This window comes from Acinetobacter sp. WC-141 (assembly GCF_000313935.1).
GTDB lineage: Bacteria > Pseudomonadota > Gammaproteobacteria > Pseudomonadales > Moraxellaceae > Acinetobacter.
In genome coordinates this window covers 1-426 of sequence record NZ_AMSS01000070.1, presented here as the reverse complement: position 1 = coordinate 426, position 426 = coordinate 1, and the positions used below count along the sequence as shown (strand labels likewise).

Below are 426 nucleotides of genomic sequence, written 5' to 3'. Positions count from 1 at the left end.
AACACGGTATTAAACTTTAAGGAGTAAAGCCTAATGGCTGAGACAAAAATTGCTGATGTAATCGTACCCGAGTTATTCACACCGTACGTATTAAATAAAACTGCCGAAAAGTCCGCTTTATGGCAATCCGGTATTGTTGGGGATCTCGATGTTGATGTAGCTTTCGGTACAGAAGGTGGTACTACGGTAAATATTCCGTTTTGGAACGATTTAAGCGGTGAGTCAGAAGTACTTTCAGATTCAACACCTTTATCTGTAAATAACATCACTTCAGGCAAGGACATTGCGATTCTTCATGCACGTGGTAAGGCCTGGGGTGCTAATGACTTGGCTAAAGCATTATCTGGTGACGATCCACTTGGTGCTGTTGGTGATCTGGTTGCAGATTACTGGTCGCGTGAGTTTCAAGGTTTTACCGTAAATACA

The 426-nt window shown here is 42.3% G+C and carries 1 pseudogene; it reads left to right on the top strand.

What is annotated here, in order from left to right:
* Positions 1–33: 33 nt before the first annotated feature.
* A pseudogene (locus tag ACINWC141_RS13975) lies at positions 34–426 on the top strand (major capsid protein); the annotation flags it as partial.